This is a genomic window from Mycoplasma sp. 2261 (assembly GCF_053851575.1).
Map to the genome: position 1 here is coordinate 1 of NZ_JBSQAX010000004.1, position 17,747 is coordinate 17,747.

Genomic DNA, 17,747 nt, shown 5'->3' on the forward strand with positions numbered 1-17,747 from the left:
AATTCTATTTCATGCATAATAAGACCACCTATAACATTTTACTATATATGTTAGGCGGCTCGTTTTTGTTGCGATTTAACGAAATTTAGCCATTATGAGTAATTATTAAATACTTTAAAAGCAACCTTTTTTAAAATTAACAAGGCTGCTTTTTTATTATTTAATTTACTTTTTTTGTGATTCAATAATTTTATTTTAATTGTTGCAATAATTCATCTGTTAGTGCCAATTGTGTATAAAGTTCTTTGATTTTTACCTTTCAATATTCTTTTGTCTGTGAATCCGTTATTTTTTCTAGGAGCTCAGTTAGTTTTTTATATAATTCTTCCTGCTTTGCAAGGTTCTTAGTTCATGTTTCTTCTGCTTTGGCTCTTGCTTTTTGTGAAAATTCTTCAATTAACTTATCACCTTTTTCTTTGGAAAATTCCGTTATAAGTTCTTTTATTTTTTTAAGAAGTTCTTCATCAACATCTTTATGCATATTTTTTTCTTCTTCAAGTTTCGAAAATCTGCTATTAATTTTTTCATCAATTTCATGACCCAAAATATCAAGGAAGGAAATTTCTAAGTTATTTTGAATTACTTTTTCTCTAGTTAGTAGATATATTCTTTCAGGTCTAGTTATTCAATAATAATATAAAGATCTAATCTTTTCAAGTTTTTCTTGTCTCATTTCATAATAATAGGTACGTAACTCTTCAAATTTTTTTATAATGGCATTTTTATCATTTGATATATTATCATCTTCTTTCTTTCCTTCACCGAGCTTTTGGGGATTCACTATTGGAGTAGTAGTATTATTTCCTTGATCTGGTGTCTCATGTTTATCGGGTTGTTTTTCTTTTGGCTTATTTTCAGGGTTGCCTTGATCGCCAGGCTTGTCGGGGCCTGGTTCTTCAATATGTTCTGGTTTTTTGGGACCAGGGTTAGATGGGTTTGAACATGATAGAGCTATAACTGGTGTTGCCAAAACAGGCAAAAATCCTAAAAAAAGTAAATTGCTTTTTTTCATTTTTTTCCTTTCAATTTAGTATTTTTTTAATTATATAACCAAAAAAAAAAAAAAAAATAGCGCTTTTTTCATTAATTATGTGGATTCTCAATTATTTTGCTACATTGCAATTCTCAATTATTTTGCAACATCCTATAGTTTAAAATAATTATAGGAGGTAATGTGAAATATAAAAAAATAGAAATCCAGAATTTAACAGATTTTGAGAAAAAAAGAAAAGGTATTTATATCGATATGACTAATGAAAAAATAAAAATAAACCAAATCGCTATAGAACACGAAGTTAGCCGTTTTACAGTTTCTAAAATTAAAAAATCTATAAATTTTAGTGGAACATTTAATGTCTCACACAAAAATAAAGGAAATAAAAATAGACAAAAGTTTAGTGATGATCTTGTGGATTCTAAAATTAAAAAAATCAGAGATTTTAGTTCTTTTATTTTTGATCAACCTACTGATAGAACTAGAAATGTTACTATGGCAATTTATTATAGAACAAAGGGTTCAATAATGTCTTTAAAAACCCTTTACAGACGCACTTTTTAAAAAAAGGAACTATGCAATAGAGCACTCACATAAAGCAACTAGAAAAGAAGCTAAAAGAAACGTTAAAAAATATTTTAAATAACACGCCCCCCAGAAACAATATTTTATTATGCAATAAATAGTAGTGTTGAAAAGCCTTTTAAAACTGCTCAATTAAATTATCCCATATGCTTCTTAAAATAAAGAATATAAAACATTGAACAGAAATTAGTAAAATTGAAGACCAATTAATATATTACTTTAATTCTATATCTCCGAAATTAAAAAGAAATAGCGATAAAAATTATTTTAGAAAAATAACTGAAGGCGATCCTGGTTGGTATGTTGATTATCATTTTAAAAACAAAACTCATTCAGGCACAGACGAATATTATGCCCCAGTTGATACTAACGGCAATAGAGTTAATTTTTCAAAGAAAATAAAAGTTTTATTTTGTATGAACTCAAGTTGTGAATATTTTTTAAAAACTCCAGAAAACCGTTACAAAGCAAGCAATGATTTATCTAATTTTAACTCACAAAGGATTTTAATTAGGTAAAAATCTTGACATTTGAGACGATTTGGCTTATAAATTGAGTTTGATAGTCGTAACGCATAAGTCAGTAGTTTTGACATTTACGGACAAGTTTAATTACTTGATTAGAAATTTAGAAAAATTTAAATTAAATACATCAGGTTCAAAAGAAGAAACGAGTCACTTAAAAACAATGTTTAAAAACACAATTAAACAAGTGGATAATGACCTATTTGAATACTTTAAGTAGATTTTTAATTTTATTTTATTGTCCGCAAAAGTGGGTTTGAAAAAAATGGTTCGCCAACCAATCCAAATATAAATAAAGCTTAAAAAATAAATTTGATATCATAAGTTTAATAAACATTTTTAAACTATAAAAATGTTGCAATTTGATTAAGAATTAACAGCAATTTATAGAACTTAAAATTATGATACTTTATGGTTTTAAATTATTCGTAATTTATTAATTCTCTAATGAAAAAATTACACCAGTTAAACCAATGTAATTTTTTGACCATACTATCAAACATTATTGTTTTGTCTTCTTAATTCATCATCTACTATTTTTTCGATAACTTTTAATTCTTGCTTCATTTTTGTTTCATTAAATATATTAGACCCATAAGATTTTCCTGCATCGGCTTCTAGTTTTTTTCTTAAAGATTCATCTTTTATTAATCTAATTTTTTCTTGTAACGGTTTTAATTTTTCTTTCGCTAATTTGGTGCGATTTTTGGCTGATAAATATATCGCAAAAACAAAAATACCAAAGAAAGCTATAAGCAATAGAAATAATATTGATAAAAAAGGTGTGGTGAATACAAATATTTTTGAGAGAATATATTTGTTTTTTATCTTCATCGAATCAATTTTCTTTAATTCTAATGTTAATAAAATAGCCAAGATAAATGATCCAATATTAAACAAAATTGCAAATAGTAATATTGTTATTCCTGCTCCGTCTGGATATACTTTTGGTATCAATATTGATAAAAAAGAAAAATCTACATCTTTTACCACATAATAATATCCAGTCGAAACCAAGTACAATATATATGCTAATATGGCAAAAGGTAATGATAAACCAAAATAAAGTTTTATTTTATTATTCATATTTCTCCTATTAATTATGTTTATTTTTCAATGTATTTTTCTATATTTTGTAATGTTCTTTTATAAATATCATCATTCATATTAATCCTTTGTTATTTCTTTAAATTTTTTAACTAATTCGTCATTTCTTTTCTTGATATCATTTATTGTTCAATAATCATTTTCAAGTTGTGAGATTTGTATTGCAGATCTAAATTTTGTCGCCTTTTTATATATCTCTTTTTTAGACTTAAATCAATCATCAGAAGCTCTAATATTACGCCTTTTGTCTAAAGGAATTATGTTTCCAATTTGTTCATATAATTCTTTATTTTCTTTATCGAATTGTGCATGAGATTTAGGTAAAATATGTTCTATTTCTCATTTGGCTGGCAATATATCCATCTCTTCTTGATCGTTTTGTGAATATTCAAACATTTTTATAATCATGCTTATGATTTTTACATTTGGACTTTTGATTTTTTCCATCACATCATCTGAATCTTTTTTTTCTAATTTAGAAAAATCAAACTCATGGCCTTTTATTATGCTTTTATTTAGTAACAAAATGCCGTGTTTAATATCGTTTATTGAAGGAATTAATAAATATCTTGTGACAATTCTATTTCTTAATTTTATTAATAACTCAAGATATTCACTTGTATCATCATTATCAATTTTGTCTTTATTTTTTAAATAATATATTAAAGCTGGGTATTTACCAAAATCATTAGAGAAAGAAAAAATAATATCTAGTTGTTGTTTAATCTTCGAGTTTAAGTCTTTTTCTTCATTTAAGTTATTCACCATTTTTAGAAATGAAATAATATTTTTAATAGTTTCTATCATTTTGTTAAAAATATCATCAATGTTATTTTGTTCTAGATATTTTAATATGTATTTTCTTATTCCTGGGGTGGTACTGTCGATATCTCCTTCTTCTGCCCTTAAATAGAACATATAGTATGAAAAAATATCATTTAATGTCTTATTCATTGAAACACAATCAGATTCTAATTCTTTTCATTGTTCTATGAATTTATCTTTTTCATTTTTATCTTTTAATAGGTTATATATCTTAGCTTTAAAAATATCGGCATCAGAAAGAGGAACCCCTCTATTATTAAGAGTTTCAAAAACCGTCATAGCAGATTGTTGAGATTGCGAAGATACAGTTAAGATAAGGGTTTTTTCTAATATGGTATTAAAAAAGTTAAATATCCCCTCAATTTCATTTTTTGCTTTTTCTTCAATCAACTCTATTAATTTTGCATAGTTTTTCGAATAATTACTTTTACTTTTTTTGTTATATTCACCACTTTTGATGATATTCTTAAAATCTTCTAAATTACTTTGCATTACTGAAACATTTTGAATGGACATTGAATTTCTATCAATTATTTTTTTATAATCATTTGAAATATGTCAAATACATTCTTCAATTTCTTTTGCTAAATTTTTAGTATTTTCACTATTAGTGTTCTCACATTTTTTAAGAATTGCTCTTAAAAGTAGAAAAATGGTCGTTATACGTTGTTGTCCGTCGATAATTTCTCATTTTCCATCTTCGTTTTCAAAGAAAACAATTGAACCTAAAAAATACTGTTCTTTTGAATTTGGCTCTTTAAGTATAATTTTGTAAAATTCTCATAAATCACTGAATAATTTTTCGGTTTGTTCTTCTCCTCATGAATATGGTCTTTGATATTCAGGTATTAAAAAATTATGTTCTTTAGAAGCATTTTGAAATAAATTTCTAATTGTTATACTATCTATATTTATTTTGTTTTGTGTCATATATTTGCCTTCTCCATGAAAATACGCAAAAATACACCTAATAGTTAGGTGTTAATTTATTGTTAAATTATTTATTAAGAGTCTGCTCTCTCTCTCTCTCTCTCTCTCAATCTTATTAAAAGAGGCTTAGGGAAAGAAAATGCATTTAAAGTTCTCTTTGCATTATTCATGGTAATATAATTATAATAAATTTCTTTAGATATTGACATATCGAAAACGCGTTTTGATCATGTAAATTCTCAATTATTTTGCAACATTCTATAGTTTAAAATCACTATAGGAGGTAACGGGAAATATAAAAAAATAGAAATCCGGAATTTAACAGATTTTGAGAAAAAAAGAAAAGGTATTTATATCGATATAACTAATGAAAAAAATAAAAATAAACTAAATTGCCATAAAACACGAAGTTAGCCGTTTTACAGTTTCTAAAATTAAAAATCTATAAATTTTGACGGGACATTTAATGTCTAAAACAAAAATAAAGGAAATAAAAATAGACAAAAGTTTAGCGATGATCTTGTAGATTATGAAATTGAAAAAATTAGAGATTTTAGTTCTTTTATTTTTGATCAACCTAGAGATAGAACTAGAAATGTTACTATGGCAATTTATTATAGAACAAAAGGTTCAATAATGTCTTTAAAAACGCTTTACAGACGCACCTTAAAAAAGGGGTTATGAAACAGAGCGCTCGCACAAAAGGGCTAGAAAAGAAGGTAAAAGAAACGTTAAAAAATATTTTAAATAACACGGTTTTAGAAACAATATTTTATTATGCAATAAATAGCAGTGTTGAAAGGTCTTTTAAAACTGCTCAATTAAGTTATCTCATATGCTTTAAAATAAAGAATATAAAACATTGAACAGAAATTAGTAAAATTGAAGACCAATTAATAGATTACTTTAATTTTATATCTCCAAAATTAAAAAGAAATAGCAATAAAAACTGTTTTAGAAAAATAACTGAAGGCGATCCTGGTTGGTATGTTGATTATCATTTTAAAAACAAAACTCATTTTGGTGCAGTTAAGTACCTAAACGAATATTATGCTCCAGTTGATACTAACGGCAATAGAGTTAATTTTTCAAAGAAAATAAGAGTTTTATTTCGTATGAACTCAAGTGGTGAATATTTTTTTCAAAACTCCAGAAAACCGTTACAAAGCAAGCAGTGATTTATCTAACTTTTAACTCACAAGAGATTTTTTAATAGGTAAAAATCTTGACGTTTGAGACGATTTGGCTTGCAAATTGAGTTTGATAGTCGTAGCGCATAAGTCGGTCGTTTCAACATTTACGAACAAGTTTAATTACTTGATTAGAAATTTAGAAAAATTTAAATTAAATACATCAGGTTTAAAAGAAGAAATGAACCATTTAAAATCGATGTTTAAAAGTACAATTAACCAATCCAAATATGAATAAAGCTTAAAAAATAAATTTAAAAAATAAGGGCCGTAAGGTTAATTTAAAAATAGTTACTCAACTAAAATTTAAAAATATATTACTATTTAATTTTTTTCAAAATATATAGATTGACAAAAAAATAATAGCAAAGTGTCACACTTTGCTAATTTTCCTGATTACTGTTTTAAATTTTTAGGTCTTAAAAAATAAATTTGATATCATAAGTTTAATAAGGATTTTTAACTATAAAAATGTTGCAATTTGATTAAGAATTAACACTTATATTACTTTTATAAATTTAATTAGAACTTCTTTAGCAATGATTGACCTGTCATTTCCTTTGGTTTCTGAATATTTAAATATTCAAGAATTGTGGGTGCAACATCACAAAGCGCCCCATTTTTTAATTCAATATTTTTATCAGTTGAAACAAATAAAACCGGACTTGTTGTATGTTTTGTTGCAGGTTTATTATTTTCATCCTCAGTTATTTCGGCATTTCCATGATCGGCAGTTATGAATCATGTTACTTTATCACGATTAGCTATCACGAATTTAAGAATTCGTTCAAATTGTTCATCTAGAAACTCAATTGCTTTTATTGTTGCTTGTAAATTTCCAGTATGACCCACCATATCTGGATTAGCATAATTCATGATAACAAAGTCATAATCATTAATTTTTTCAAGCAATTCGTCAGTTATTTCTTTAGCTGACATATGAGGATAATCAGCAAAGCTTGCAGCTTTGATACTATTTACTAAAATTCTATCTTCATTTTTATAAATAACTTCTTTTCCACCATCCATAAAGAAGGTCACATGCGCATATTTTTGAGTCTCTGCTAATCTTAATTGTTTTAGATTATTGGTGGCTAACACTTCTCCAAGCGGGTTATCTACTTGCATTTCTTTAAATGCGACTAAGGAATTAATACCCTCGTATTTCATTAAAGAAGCAAAGAGATTTGGTTTTGTTTTGTTTTTAGGTTTATATTCATATAGTTTGCTATCTAAAATTAGATGACTAAGTTGTCTAGCACGATCTGGTCGAAAATTAAAGAAAAAAACATTATCATTTTCTTTTAAAAATAAGCCATTTTGGTTTTGTGCAGGGTAGAAAAACTCGTCATAAATTCCTTGATTATATTGTTCGTTTATATACTTATTAATATCTTTATACTTGATGGGCGATTTACCAAGAATCGCTTCAAGTGCCAATTCATTTCTTTCGAATATTTGGTCACGGTCCATAGCATAAAAGCGCCCTGAAATGCTTGAAATCGGATAATTGAAATCTTCCGATAATTTTTTAAGTATTATCAATGAATCATTAATTGATTGTGGCTTGACATCTCGACCATCACCAAAAATATGAATTGAAACTTTTTTAAGTCCCTTGTGGTTGGCAAGTTTTATAATTTCAAATAAATGGTTATCTAATGAATGTACACCGCCATTACTTAGCAAGCCCATTAAATGCAAAGTGGTATTGTTTGCTATTGAATTATCAATTAATTTATTTATTACTTCGTTTTTTTTAAAATCACCAGTCTCTATTGCTCTATTAATCAATGATAAACCAGTATATACAATTCTTCCTGCCCCGATGTTTAGATGGCCGACTTCTGAATTCCCAATTTGACCCTTCGGAAGGCCTACATATTCTCCGGATGCTTGCAAAACAGAATTAGGACACATTGCAAACAAATAATCAAATATTGGATGATAAGCCTGTGCAAAAGCATTTCCTTGTCTTTCATTTCTAAGGCCCAAACCATCAATTACTGTTAATATTACTTTTTTTTGATTTTCCATACATTACCTCTATAATAAAAAAATATATTTTTACTTATATAAATTTTATAATAAAACAAATGATGCTAAATCATTTCGATTGATTGAGGTGTTAAATTATAAAATATCTTAAAAAGATTGAGATTTGACTTTTTTTGGTCCATTTTTTCCTCTAATTATGTAAACTAAAGGCAAATGTAATATAATAAAAAATGTGTATCTATTGTGGACACACAAATCTTTATTTTTTAAACTTTTATCAAAAGGTAAAAAATTTTATTAAATGATAAATTAATAAACTAAATTAAGGATAAGTATATATATGACTCCAAAAACAAAAAAAGCCCTAATTATTAGTGGTATTGTAGGCGGTATTGTTTTAGTACCTACAGTAGTTACAATAATTCCATATGGCGCTCAAATTTCATGATTTAAAAGAGAAACTCAAAAGAATCAAAGATATGAGAAAGAATATGTAGAAGCTAAGAAAGCAGCTGTTGAAGATGAAGCAAATAAGGCTTTAAAAGCTAAAATCGATGCTAAGGATGCTCAAATTGCAGACTTAACACAAAAAAGCCAAAATGCTGATGAAGCAACTAAAGCAAAATTAGAACAAGAAATTAGAAATGCTGAAGCAGAACGTGCTCAACTTGACGATCAATATCAAGAAAATATTGAATCTAAAATTTTACCTATATTAGCAAAAATTGCTGAAGAAGGTGATTTGAGATACTATGAAGGTACCTTAAAAAATACAGCCGAATATGTAGTATTGTCATACAAAAAATTTCAAAGAGATTTAGCAAAACTTGCTTCTAGAGATGATTTAGATATAAATTATCCAAGCAAGGAAAATGCTCAAGAAATTATTAAGTTCTATCAAGATTGAATTAATACATTTTCGAAAATTAATTCAAGAAACCTAAATACTGCCTCAACAGCATGAGTAAGCGGATTAAAATATGAATGAGAAATAGCTAAAACAGTTTATGCATCAGAAAGCCGTTTACTTGGTGTTTGATTAGAATGAGGTCTATCTTCAGCATATCCTATCAATGCTTTTTATGACACAATTAGTTCAATTGATGAAGAGAGAGCTCCAAAGGTTCAAAAGAATCTTAAAGAAGGAATTGAATCTGATGTTGTTTTATCAAAAGTGGTTATCAAAAATAATGTAAGATCAATTTTATCTAATTTTTACCAAGGTCAATTGAAAGAATTTTTAGATGGATCTGCTAATGAAATAAAAGTTACTGACCTTATTGCACAAAATACAGAATTAGCTAAATCAAGCCCAAGATTAGTGGAATTCCACAAATTCTATGCTGATGAATATTACAAGGCTTCTAAATCAGGTTTGGGTGAAAATCTAGCTGAATTAAAACTATATAAAACAAATAAAATCGGTGAAAAAGAAAATCACGTTGAAGTATTTGTTGGCAATGATGTTAAAACAGTTTATGGTGTTGGTTTAACTGAAAAAGACCTAAATGCTAAGAATGTTGGTTTAAATTCTATCGTAGGGAAACCAGGTGTAACAAATGGAGATAAGGTTTATAGTGGTATCTTAAAATTCTCTACTACTACAGATGATACAGCCCAAGATGTGTTTAATTCAGGTTATGAAACAACGACAACAGCTGCTAAAAATATGAAATTGACAGCCGCTGCAGTTGCTAAATTAATTACTGGAAAAGACAAAGGTGTATGAGCTCCAACAATTAAGTATGATGCTGATGGTCTTGGACCAAATCCAGTTGAAGAAGTTAAATTAAACATTAGAGATGCTAATGGTGAAATCAATATTTCTGATTTCTACAAGTGATTAAACCAAGAACAATTCTTCTTTGGTCGTGAAGATGCTTCATATTACACAGAAGCTAAAAAACAAGATTTAGCAAAAGATCCTAAATTAGAGGATGCAAGACAAAATCTAAAAAGATTAGGATATGAGTTCTTAAAGACAAATAACACCAAATATGGTTCAATTACAAATGAACAATTCTACTATGGAGCACTAGAAGCATTCAAGGGTTACCATGAATTTAGAGATACTACAATTGATCATGGATATTCATATTTCCCTAAGAGTGTTCCAAGATATGGAATCACTTCATATGAATATAGAAGACGTGCCGAAGAGGGTGTTGGTGCATATAATGGTAATGCACAAGTTGAAAAAGATGGATTTGGTGCATTTACATTTAATGTTGATCCATACTACAGCTTACCAAAATGATCAGTAACTTCTTTTGCTAACCACGAAAGTGTTATGGGACACCACAACCAAATCTATTACGCTAAAAAGTTTTTAAAAACTATTGATGGATTAACTGTTGGAAATATCTTTGATTACACTTCATATGCAGAAGGTTGAGCTTTATTTATGGAATGATTCGGAATTGAATCAGGACTATACGGAACTCCTGACTTTGACAGCGAAGACTATTACGCTTTCCCAGTAAGTTTTAAACATTCAAATGGAATTACAAGCTTTGTTTCTTCAGCAATATCGCAAGATGAATCAGCTGTAACTGCTGCAGAAATTAAAGGAATGAAGGAATTACATGGTGGTGTATATTGAAGTTTAGTTGCATCAGAAGGCAAAAATAACTCAAGCGATGAAGAACACACTCTAAGAGCTGTTGAATTAGCTAATATGTTGCAATATTTTGGTGCTTTAAATGAAGCTCAATTACGTAACATGAGACGTGCTGTTGATCCTGCATACCATGGAAGAATTGAAGGAAAAGAAGATTTACCTGCCGGTGCATCAATTCAAGATGTTAGAAACTTCCTACATGCTAACTCAGCATTAGGAATTGGTGATATTACATCAGAATCAAAACGTTATCTAAACCTACCCGGACAAGCAACATCATATAATGCTGGTAAAGAAGCTATGTTGAAGCTATATGATAGAGTACGTCAATCAAAGGGACTTTCAAGAAAAGATTTTGTTACTGTCGAAGATAAGGCAAACATTAAAGAACTATTAAATCTAATGTTAGAAACAGGTGGATTGCCTCTTGAAACTTTAAAGGAAATTGTAGAATTACATTACAAACTATAAGAGATTTAATTATTCTTTTTTTAAAAAACATCTAGCTAGTCTAGATGTTTTTAATTTTCCTTTCTTGTAATGAAACTAAAACTCTGTATAGTATCAAAGATAAATATTTTTATGCTTTTTCATTTAAAATTAAGGTACCTGCAATTTTTGGCAGGAACTACTAAACATTGGATTTATATTTTTAAATTAGACATATAATAAAAGGATTTTAAATAATATATATGACTCAAAAAAACAAAAAAGCATTAATAATAACTTCGGTTGTTGGTACCTTAGTTGCAGCTCCTGTGATTTTTACTGTAATCCCTTTTGCTGCTCAAAATGCTTTATTTAGAAAAACAATTAATGAAAACAAGAAACTAGAAAGCGAATTAACAAATGCTGAGGCAAAGGCAGTTGAGGCAAATGTTGATACAAAAAATAATATTGAGGAAAAGAATACCAAACTAAAAGATTTAAACACAAAGTATAATGAATTGGATGATAAAAAGGGTGAACAAGCCACAAAAATTGCTAAAGAAATCAAAACCCTTGCTAGCGAAATTAGAAATCTTGAGTTAGAATACAAAGTAAACATTGATAATGCAATATTGCCTTATTTAGCTAAAATCGCCCAACATGGTGATGCTAAGTATTATGATAATAATTACAAACATACAGCTAGATATATTGTTCTTTCATATGATAAGTTTCAGAGAGAATTAGATGATTTGGCGGCAAATATTGATATATTCTATCCTGAAAAAGAAGATGTTGATAAGATTGTTAAATACTATCAAAAATGAATTGATTCATTTTCAAAAATTAACTCTAATAATCTCAATGTAACTACAACAGCCTGAGCAAGTGGATTGAAATATGATTGGGAAATCGCACAAACCGTCTATGCTTCACAAGGGCGACTAGCAGGTGCATTTTATGAAGGTGGACCAACATCAGCTTACCCAGTTAATTCATTTTATAAAACTATTTTAAGAATAACTGGCGATAGAGCCGAAAAGATGCAAAGAAACTTAAACGAAGGAATGCAAGCTAATATTGTTTTATCAAAAGTTGTTATTAAAAACAATGTTAATATCATTTTATCAAGACATTATTCAAAAGAATTGCTAGAATTTGCAAAAGGAACACAAGAATCAAAATCTGTTATTGAGATAATTGATTCTAATAAAACTCTTGATGAAAAAACTAAGGCATTCCATAAATTTTATGCAACTGAATATTACAAAGCATCAACTACTGGCTTAGGCGAAAATTTAGAAGAGCTTAAGGTGTTTAAATCAAATGTAGTTAACGAATTAGAAAATACTATTGAAATTTTTGATAATTCAAGTAAAAAAGTTGTTTCAATTTACGGGCTTGGTTTAACTGAAAAAGATCTTGATGCTAAAAATGTTGGTTTATCAAGTATTCCTGGTGATGAGAAAAATACAACTGGTAAAAAGATATATGATGGTATTTTAAAATTTGCTACAACTTCAAATGATTCTGCACAGGACGTATTTAATTCGGGTTATGAAACAACAAAGACGGCTGTTAAGAACATGGAATTAACTGCAAAAGCAGTCGCCAGATTAATTACCGGAAATGAGAACGAGCCATGAACCCCAACTATTAAGTATGATTCTGATGGTGTTGGCCCACAAGAGGTTAAGGATGTTGTACTTGAAATAAGAGATGCAAATGGAAATATTAATTTGCCCGAGTTTTATAAATGATTAAACCAAGAACAGTTCTTTTTTGGTCGCGAAAATTCCTCATATTACACGCAAGAAAAGAAGAATGAATTAGAAAAAGACCCAAAATTACAAGATGCTATTAAAAATTTAAAGAATTTAGGTTATGAATTCTTAAAAGGTCAAAATTCTAAATATGGTTCAATTACAAATGACCAGTTTTATTACGGAGCTTTAGAAGCTTTTAAAGGTTATAATCAATTTAGAGACACCACTATTAACGAAGGATATTCTTATTTCCCTAAACAAGTGCCGAGATATGGAATTACTACATATGAATATTCAACTCGTTTAAGTTCAGGTGTCGGTGCATATAACGGAAGAGCTAAGGTTGAAAAAGACGGATTTGGTGCATTTACATTTAATGCGGACCCTTATTTTGGCTTGCCAAAATGGTCAGTAACTTCATTTGCTAATCACGAAAGCGTTATGGGACATCACAATCAAATATACTATGCGCAAAAATTTCTAAAAACTGTTGATGGGCTAACGATAGGAGACATTTTTAACTATACTTCATACAAGGAAGGTTGAGCTTTATTTATGGAATGATTTGGAATCGAGGCAGGTTTATATGGAACGCCTGACTTTGAAAATGAAGATTATTACGCTCTACCTGTTAGCTTCAAATCAGCAAAAGGAATTACAAGTTTTGTTAAAGCGACAAGACCACAATATGTAACTAACGAAGAAATTAAAGGAATGAAGGAACTACATGGTGGCGTGTATTGAAATTTAGTTGTTTCAAAAAACAAAATTGATGATGATAAATTGCATACTTTGAAAGCCGTTGAATTAGCTAATATGTTGCAATATTTTGGCGCTTTAAATGAAGCTCAATTGCGTAACATGAGACGTGCTGTTGATACTGCATATCATGGAGATATTAAAGGTACTGATGATTTACCAGCTGGCGCTTCAATTAATGACATAAGAAAATTCCTACATGCTAACTCAGCATTAGGAATTGGTGATATTACATCAGAATCAAAACGTTATTTAAATCTACCCGGACAAGCAACATCGTATAATTCAGGTAAAGAAGCAATGTTGAAACTATATGACAGAGTTCGTAAGTCAAAAGGCCTTTCAAGGGAAGAATTTGTATCAAATAAGGAAAACATTAAGGAATTTTTGAATTTATTATTAGAGACCGGTGCATTACCTCTTGAAACCTTGAAAGAAATTGTCGAATTACATTACAATTTATAATTTTATCTGCAAAATTAAAACTAGCCTTTTTGGCTGGTTTTTTCTTATTAATTCTCAATCAAATCGCAACACTTTTATAGTTTAAAAATGTTTATTAAACCTATGATATCAAATTTATTTTTAAGACTTAAAAATTAAACCAGTAATCAGGAAAAACTGGTGATGTAGTAAATTTTGTGTAAATTTATCTCCTACTTACTTTTTGAGTAAGAGATTTGAGAATTGCAATATAGTATAAAATGATTGAGAATTTACATAATGGATATTTTTTTAAAAAAAATGAATATAAAAAAAATTAGTATATAATTATATCCATAGCAACCATAACGAAGGGGACCACCTGATTCCATTCCGAACTCAGCAGTTAAGACCTTCCGTGCCGAAAATACCATAAGGGAAGATAGGTCGTTGCTTTTTTTTATTTGCTTTTTTACTTTAAGCATTGTAGGTAACTAAAAACTGATATTTATAAATTTATGAAATAATAATCTTCATGTTTTAAAAAAAATATAAAAAAGTTATAACTAATTACTTTGGTAATTTCATTCTATTTACTATATAATATAGTTAATGATTGATTATATAAAATGTTATTTCCACATTTTAATGTAATAAAAAAGTCCTTAAAATAAGATAGATTTGAATATTTGCAATACAAATCAATCAGTTAACATGTAAATTTTAATTTAATTCGAGACTAATTTTAATTCTTAAAATAATAAATTTTTTTATAAAAAAGTTAATATTTTCAAATTTTGGAATTAGTTATTTTTAAATAAATTTAAACATAAAATAAATGAGGTGTTTTTATGAGGTTATTTAATTTATTGTTGAATGTGTTTTCGAGCGTTTTAATTCCAACAACCCCTGCCGTAATTAGTCGCCAGAGTGAGGACGTTCAAAATAAACAAGAGATTTTAGAAGCAAAAGATAGGACCACTGATATTCTTGATGATTCAATAATTCATAAGCCAACATCTGATGAAATCGAGAATTTGGCCGATTTAAATATTTTTTATTCTGCAATGACTTTAAAAACACAATATAACTTGTTGCATGCCTATAAAGTTTTGAAGAAATTGCTCAAAATTAATGATTCTGATGAAATTGATGAATTACCATATAAGAAATATAATGATGAATTAAATCTCGTTCCAGATAATGAACTTAAGAATGAAACATCACAATATCACCCTGCATATTTAGCGTTTTATTGAAAAATATTTATTCCATTATTTAAACAGATATCATTTGATTATGAGGAATTTTTAAACAAACAAATAAAAAATAAAAATATTAATAGTGATGAGGCGGCAAGGAATGAGCCAAAATTATTATCTATTTTTGATGAAATAGACCCTAAATATGATGATGTTTATTTTGTTAGAGTTGTTGCTCTTGAATTTGAAGCATTCGAGTTGTTGAATAAACATAAACATAATAAAAAACTTGAAGAGCAAATAGACAAATTATTAAAAGTGGAAGAAGGAACAAATCCATCTTCTCAGCAGTATGTCAATACCTTGAAAAAAATTATTCCAATTATTACCGAAATAAGAAACATCGCTGGAGAAAGTATAGCTAATAAGCTTTCAAAAGAAGTGGATAAGGAATTAATTAATGACAAGATTAGACTTGAAGCGTTAACAGCTGCCGTTAGAGCAAAAGGCTCAGATGAATATGAAAAAGATATTAAACAGCGAGCATTAAATGTTACAAAAAATACCCCAATGGAAGAATTAATTAAACTTAGAGATGATGCTGAAAAAGTGTATGATACATTAAAAAGTAAAGCAGAAGAATCATTCCAAAAACTAAAAGAAAAAATGAGATTTCGCGGGCAAATAGATAATGCATGAAACGTTAAAGTTTTACAAAAAGTATATGGCGAGATTGTTAAACAGCAAATTAGTGAGTTTAGAAAAGACACAGAAGCAGTTGTAAAAAAAACTATTGGTTCAGATATGCATGACGATTTTGAAAAGCGTTTATCAAATCAAAATTTAACTTTGGAACAATTGACTGTTATTTTTGAAGAAGCCAATAATGAATTTATTAATGAAAAAGAAAATGCTACTAAAATAGTAAATTCTATTCTTGATGAAAAAGCCAGAAGAGAAAATATTGAAAAAATAGAAAAATCAAACAATATTGCAGAATTGAAAAAAATTGCAGAGGAAGCTAAGGAAATTAGGGCAAACGAGGATTTGCTAAACGCAAGAAAAAATGCTAAAGAGGCAGTTGATAAAACAGTTGGTTCATCAAAGCATGATGAATATCAAATGAGATTAGAAACATCACAAGAGGAAATAGATAAACTTTTAGAATTAATAAAAGAAGCAAATCTTGAATATACTACTAAAAAAACAGAAGTTAACAAGATTTTAGAAAGCCTTGATGATAAAAAAGATTTTGTTGAAAAATTTAATAATGCTAACAATATAGAAAAGTTAGACAAATTGCAAAAGATTTTATTGGTCGAAAAGCAAGAACAAGATTTAGTTAATTTAACTAAAAGAGCACAAAAAGCAGTTGACCAACTTGAAGGTTCTAGTCAATATGATGAATTTAAAAAAATGCTCGCTAATGCTATAGGCGATATGGCCAAACTTCTTAGTGTTGCTGAGAAAGCAGAAGCCATTTATAATGCTGAAAAGCAAAAAGTATTAGATATATATAATAAATTATTGGATAAAAAGGATTACCAAGCAAGAATTGACAGCGCAAAAAACATTGGGGCACTAAAGCTTTTATTAAAAGAAATAACCCAAGAAAAAAAGTCGCAGGATAATGCTAAGATAAAAAAAGATGCTGTGGATGCTGTTAATAAGTTAGAAGGTTCTGATATAAAATCTCAATTTGATAAAGAATTAAAAGAAGGCCTTGATGATCCTGGAAAATTAAGTAATATCATTGAAAGAGCTAATAAAGAATTTAGCAAAGAGTTTGAAACAATTAATAAAGAATTAGACAAATTAAGTGACTCAAATGTAAAGAAGAAAGAGCTAGAAAAATTAGCTAAAAAAGCTAAAAATGTAAAAGAATTAAGAAGCATAAAATTACAAATTCAAAAGGCCATTCTTGAGCAAGAAAACAACAAGAAGGATGATCCAAAAAAAGATAATTCTAAAATGAATCAACCAAAAGAAGAAGAGAAAAATCCTAGTATTCCTAAAAAACCTGATATTTCTAAAAAAGATAGTAAATCTAAGGTTAATGTAGCTGCAATTGCAACCCCACTTGTGGTAATACCAACGTTGGCAGGCGCAAGCGTTGGCACTTGATATATGGTTAAACGCCATAGAAAGAATAAAAAAATGTAATTTTTAATATATATTAAAATATAGCAAGCATACTTAAATAAAAAGATAAAACTAGCTATACGGCTGGTTTTTAATATTATTTTGTTTTTAGCAAGTAGAGAAGAGTTTTGAATAATTAGATAAAGTTACGATATTATGCAAAGCTTTAAAAAACTAGAATAATATTAATTAAGCTAATTGTTAAAATAATGAAACATAGTTAGAACAAGAAACTTGCGGATTTTCATAAATA

At 28.0% G+C, this 17,747-nt stretch carries 11 protein-coding genes and 1 rRNA gene; 8 read left to right on the top strand and 4 right to left on the bottom strand.

The annotated features are described in order from the left end of the window. Positions 1 to 190: 190 nt before the first annotated feature. Complete coding sequence (locus ACWXVM_RS01100) at positions 191 to 1,012, bottom strand: hypothetical protein (RefSeq protein WP_455993876.1); 822 nt, start codon at positions 1,010 to 1,012, stop codon at positions 191 to 193. Between the two features lie 162 nt (positions 1,013 to 1,174). Between ACWXVM_RS01100 and ACWXVM_RS01105 the strand changes: the two genes are divergently transcribed. From ACWXVM_RS01105 to ACWXVM_RS01115, 3 genes are all read left to right on the top strand, one after another. After that, a complete protein-coding gene (locus ACWXVM_RS01105; protein WP_455993878.1) occupies positions 1,175 to 1,558 on the top strand; it encodes a hypothetical protein in 384 nt (127 codons plus the stop codon). A gap of 167 nt (positions 1,559 to 1,725) precedes the next feature. Next, on the top strand, positions 1,726 to 2,097 hold the full coding sequence (locus tag ACWXVM_RS01110; protein ID WP_455993880.1) for a hypothetical protein: 372 nt from the start codon (positions 1,726 to 1,728) through the stop codon (positions 2,095 to 2,097). A gap of 40 nt (positions 2,098 to 2,137) precedes the next feature. Continuing rightward, complete coding sequence (locus ACWXVM_RS01115; protein ID WP_455993882.1) at positions 2,138 to 2,323, top strand: hypothetical protein; 186 nt, start codon at positions 2,138 to 2,140, stop codon at positions 2,321 to 2,323. A 272-nt stretch (positions 2,324 to 2,595) separates the two neighbouring features. On the opposite strand, the gene ACWXVM_RS01120 is transcribed toward ACWXVM_RS01115, so the two are convergent. Both ACWXVM_RS01120 and ACWXVM_RS01125 read right to left on the bottom strand, forming a co-directional pair. After that, the gene (locus ACWXVM_RS01120) at positions 2,596 to 3,189 is read right to left on the bottom strand and encodes a hypothetical protein (RefSeq protein ID WP_455993884.1); all 594 of its coding nucleotides are present in this window, start codon (positions 3,187 to 3,189) and stop codon (positions 2,596 to 2,598) included. A gap of 81 nt (positions 3,190 to 3,270) precedes the next feature. Beyond that, on the bottom strand, positions 3,271 to 4,965 hold the full coding sequence (locus ACWXVM_RS01125; protein ID WP_455993886.1) for a DUF262 domain-containing protein: 1,695 nt from the start codon (positions 4,963 to 4,965) through the stop codon (positions 3,271 to 3,273). Positions 4,966 to 5,645: 680 nt separating this feature from the next. Between ACWXVM_RS01125 and ACWXVM_RS01130 the strand changes: the two genes are divergently transcribed. Continuing rightward, on the top strand, positions 5,646 to 6,152 hold the full coding sequence (locus tag ACWXVM_RS01130) for a hypothetical protein (RefSeq protein WP_455993888.1): 507 nt from the start codon (positions 5,646 to 5,648) through the stop codon (positions 6,150 to 6,152). Between the two features lie 525 nt (positions 6,153 to 6,677). On the opposite strand, the gene gpmI is transcribed toward ACWXVM_RS01130, so the two are convergent. Beyond that, complete coding sequence (gpmI, locus tag ACWXVM_RS01135; RefSeq protein WP_444704986.1) at positions 6,678 to 8,192, bottom strand: 2,3-bisphosphoglycerate-independent phosphoglycerate mutase; 1,515 nt, start codon at positions 8,190 to 8,192, stop codon at positions 6,678 to 6,680. 301 nt (positions 8,193 to 8,493) lie between these two features. On the opposite strand from gpmI, the gene ACWXVM_RS01140 reads away from it, so the two are divergent. The 4 genes from ACWXVM_RS01140 (at position 8,494) to ACWXVM_RS01155 (ending at position 17,515) form a co-directional block, all read left to right on the top strand. Next, complete coding sequence (locus tag ACWXVM_RS01140; protein WP_455993890.1) at positions 8,494 to 11,244, top strand: DUF885 family protein; 2,751 nt, start codon at positions 8,494 to 8,496, stop codon at positions 11,242 to 11,244. A gap of 221 nt (positions 11,245 to 11,465) precedes the next feature. Next, positions 11,466 to 14,192 (top strand): DUF885 family protein, encoded by a 2,727-nt coding sequence (locus tag ACWXVM_RS01145; protein ID WP_455993892.1) that lies wholly within the window; start codon positions 11,466 to 11,468, stop codon positions 14,190 to 14,192. 313 nt (positions 14,193 to 14,505) lie between these two features. Continuing rightward, positions 14,506 to 14,609: ribosomal RNA gene (gene rrf / locus ACWXVM_RS01150) — 5S ribosomal RNA — on the top strand. A gap of 392 nt (positions 14,610 to 15,001) precedes the next feature. After that, positions 15,002 to 17,515, top strand: a complete 2,514-nt coding sequence (locus ACWXVM_RS01155; RefSeq protein ID WP_455993894.1) for a hypothetical protein — start codon at positions 15,002 to 15,004, stop codon at positions 17,513 to 17,515. The last annotated feature ends 232 nt before the right edge of the window (positions 17,516 to 17,747 follow it).